The sequence below is a fragment of the Paraburkholderia sp. genome (assembly GCF_035501035.1).
Lineage (GTDB): Bacteria > Pseudomonadota > Gammaproteobacteria > Burkholderiales > Burkholderiaceae > Paraburkholderia.
On record NZ_DATJWR010000432.1, the window covers coordinates 1 to 3157 of the forward strand.

Here is a 3157-nt window from a genome sequence, read left to right on the forward strand (position 1 = left end):
CTCGCCGGAAACAACCACATCATGGGCGTGGCGAGCGCGAAGGTGACGAGTGCCAGCGTGCTCGTCATCGCGTACATAATCACCGTGAATACCAAACCGGCGCGGTCAGCCGTCCAGCCGACCGGAAATTGCAGCGCCATCCCGCCCAGGCCGAGGCATGACAGCAGCAGGGTTGCCTGTGTGCCGCTCAGTCCACGCGCACCGGCATATAGTGGGAAGAGACCATATAGCGCGCCGTCGATGATTCCACCAACAGCCACCACTATCATGCCCAGGCATACAACTGCACTGACTGGCGGGGCAGCCGAAAGGGTCGACGTCCGCCGGACCACCTGCCTGATCGCCTTGTGGCTCGCGCGTTCCCGCGCTCAGCCCTCGAAGTCGAGGCCGCCGATCAGCACCTCCGGCTCCCCCTGAGTGCGCGTCGAGAAGTCGACGGGGCGCGCCGACTCCCAGGACGACATCTTGCACACCGTAGCTTCGAGGTAATGCGCGAAACGCGCTTCGCCGCCCGGCTCCATCAGGCTTTCGATTTCGTCGACGTCCCAGGTAAGCGAGACATTCAGCGGGTACGCGTAGTGATGCCGATGCTCGTTCGCGAGGCCGCGCAGCCGTACGCGCGTGGGATGGCCTCGTCCTTCGTGCGGCACGACGTCGACGTGCACGGAAGGGCCGAACTGGCTCGCCAGCTTCGCCGCGATACGCGGTGCGAATTCTTCCTCGAACCGGCGGAGGGCTTCGATACTCATGCGCGTGACACTCCACGGGTTGGCTGCGGGTAAAGGCGCTTCGCGCATGTGCTTCGTGCCGCGAGACATGCTGCATCGTACCGCGCCGTCGACGCATCGGCCAATGGCCGACTGCGCCTGACTACACCCGACTGCACCCGACCGCACCCGACTACACCCCGCCCTCGCAAACCGGGATCCGCCGTCGGCGCAACCGTTCAGGCCGCGCCGCGCTCGCGTGCGGCGATGAGGCTGCGCACGCCTTCGAGCGAGTACAGGGCGAGCGCGACCCAGATCGCGCCGTAGCCGATCGCGCGCACCGCGCCGAACGGCTCGCCATAGATGAACACGCCGGTGATGAGCTGCAGGGTGGGCGTGACGTACTGGATGAGGCCCAGCATCGAGAGCGGAATGCGCCGCGCCGCCGCGCCGAACAGCAGCAACGGAATCGCCGTGATCGGGCCGGAGGCCGCGAGCAGCAGTTGCAGCGCGCGCGACGCGTGCGTGAAGTGGCTTTCGCCCGCGAGGCCCACGATCGTCAGATAGACGATCGCGACGGGGAACAACAGGACGGTTTCGAGCGCGAGCCCTTCGAGCGCGCCGAGCTGGGCGGTCTTGCGCAAGAGGCCGTAGCCGCCGAAGGTCGCGGCGAGCGCGAGGCTCACCCAGGGCGGCGCGCCGTTTTGCCAGGTGAGCCACGCCACACCCGCGGCGGCGAGCGCCACTGCCGCCCACTGCAGCGCGCGCAGCCGCTCGCGCAGGAACGCATAGCCGAACAGCACGTTGATGAGCGGATTGATGAAGTAGCCGAGACTCGCTTCGACGATATGGCCGGCATTGACGGCCCAGATATAGATGCCCCAGTTGGCCGAGAGCAGCACGGCGCTGGCGACGAAACGCACGAGCAGGCGACGATCGCGCAGCGTGGGCCCGAGCCAGCGCCAGTGGCGGCGCACGACGAGCACGGCGACCACGAAGACGAGCGACCACGCCATGCGGTGCGCGAGCATCTCGAGCGCGGGAATCTGGTGCAGTGTCTTGAAGTAGACGGGGAAGAGCCCCCAGAGGACGAAGGCAGCGAATGCGTAGAGGATGCCGGGATTCATGTCAGGTTGTGTTTTTTATGCGGCGCGCGGCCGCCGCGCCGACCACGCCCGTGCGGCCCGCTTCCGGCCCGCTTGCTGCTCGCGCCCGCTGCGAAGGCATTCGAAAGGCAACCGGCATGTGCCGAAATGCGCCGAATTTCGCTCCACCCAGCGCCGAGCCGCCGGTTTTGCGACAATAGCGGATTTTCGCCGCCAGCTCTTGCCGTTGTCCAGCCTGACGTGCCGCTTACGGCGCGCGCTGTGACCACGCCGCAGGCACAACGGCGAAGCCCCTCACCCGGCCTCCTCGCGCGCGATGTCCTTACCCCATATCGATCTGCTGTATTCGCTGTCCGGCCTGGGCGTCGGCTTTCTGGTCGGCTTGACCGGCGTGGGTGGCGGCTCGCTGATGACGCCGATCCTCGTCCTGCTGTTCGGCGTGCACCCCGCCACGGCGGTCGGCACCGATCTGCTCTATGCGGCCGCGACCAAGTCGGCGGGCACGCTCGTGCACGGCCTGAAGGGTTCGGTGGACTGGCGCGTGACGCTGCGCCTCGCGGCCGGCAGCGTGCCCACTGCGACGATCACGCTGATCCTGCTGCATCGCTACGGCATGGACACGCCGCGCGCGGGGCATCTGATCCAGGCGGTGCTCGGCGTGGCGCTCCTCATCACGGCCACTGCGCTGATCTTCCGGCCGCAGCTCGCCGCGTTCGCCTCACGCCACCGTCACGAGCCGGGCGAGGCTCGCACGCTGTTCCTGACGATCCTCACGGGCGCCGTGGTCGGCGCGCTCGTCTCGCTCACCTCGGTGGGTGCGGGCGCCATCGGCGTGACCGTGCTGTTGCTGCTCTACCCGGCGCTGCCCACGGTACGCATCGTCGGCTCCGATGTCGCCCATGCGGTGCCGCTCACGCTGCTCGCCGGCGCCGGCCACTGGCTGCTCGGCTCGATCGACTGGCACATGCTGCTCTCGCTGCTGTGCGGCTCGCTGCCCGGCATCGCGATCGGCAGCCTGCTCTCTTCGCGCGCGCCCGAACGGCTGCTGCGCGTCCTGCTCGCCGCAACGCTCACGCTCGTGGGCGTGCGGCTCGTGCTCTCCTGAGCATCGCGCGCAAGGCCGGCGGTGCAAGCGCCGCCGCGCTGGCCTCGCCTGGCGACCGCGCTCAGCTGTGCGGCGCCTGCCGGAAGAACTTCCCGTTGAGATCGACTTCGAACTGGCGCAGCCACTGGCCGCGCGCGTCGATGCGGTACGCCTGCGCCCACGCGCCGCGCCGGACGATCACCAACTCGCCGTGCTCGGGATCGTTCGGATCGATCTCGCCGTGAATGTCGAAATGGATC

General features: G+C 68.3%; 3 protein-coding genes and 1 pseudogene. 1 reads left to right on the top strand and 3 read right to left on the bottom strand.

Annotation, left to right across the window (positions count from 1 at the left end):
- The 3 genes and pseudogenes from VMJ11_RS30685 to rarD form a co-directional block, all read right to left on the bottom strand.
- Positions 1 to 269, bottom strand: a pseudogene (locus VMJ11_RS30685) (MFS transporter); the annotation flags it as partial.
- Positions 270 to 368: 99 nt separating this feature from the next.
- Positions 369 to 749 (bottom strand): DUF5594 family protein, encoded by a 381-nt coding sequence (locus tag VMJ11_RS30690; protein WP_325624637.1) that lies wholly within the window; start codon positions 747 to 749, stop codon positions 369 to 371.
- Positions 750 to 946: 197 nt separating this feature from the next.
- Positions 947 to 1834: an EamA family transporter RarD gene (gene rarD / locus VMJ11_RS30695; RefSeq protein ID WP_325624638.1), complete on the bottom strand. Its 888-nt coding sequence runs from the start codon at positions 1832 to 1834 to the stop codon at positions 947 to 949.
- A 295-nt stretch (positions 1835 to 2129) separates the two neighbouring features.
- Between rarD and VMJ11_RS30700 the strand changes: the two genes are divergently transcribed.
- Positions 2130 to 2918, top strand: coding sequence for a sulfite exporter TauE/SafE family protein (locus VMJ11_RS30700; protein WP_325624640.1), 789 nt, complete (start codon positions 2130 to 2132; stop codon positions 2916 to 2918).
- The last annotated feature ends 239 nt before the right edge of the window (positions 2919 to 3157 follow it).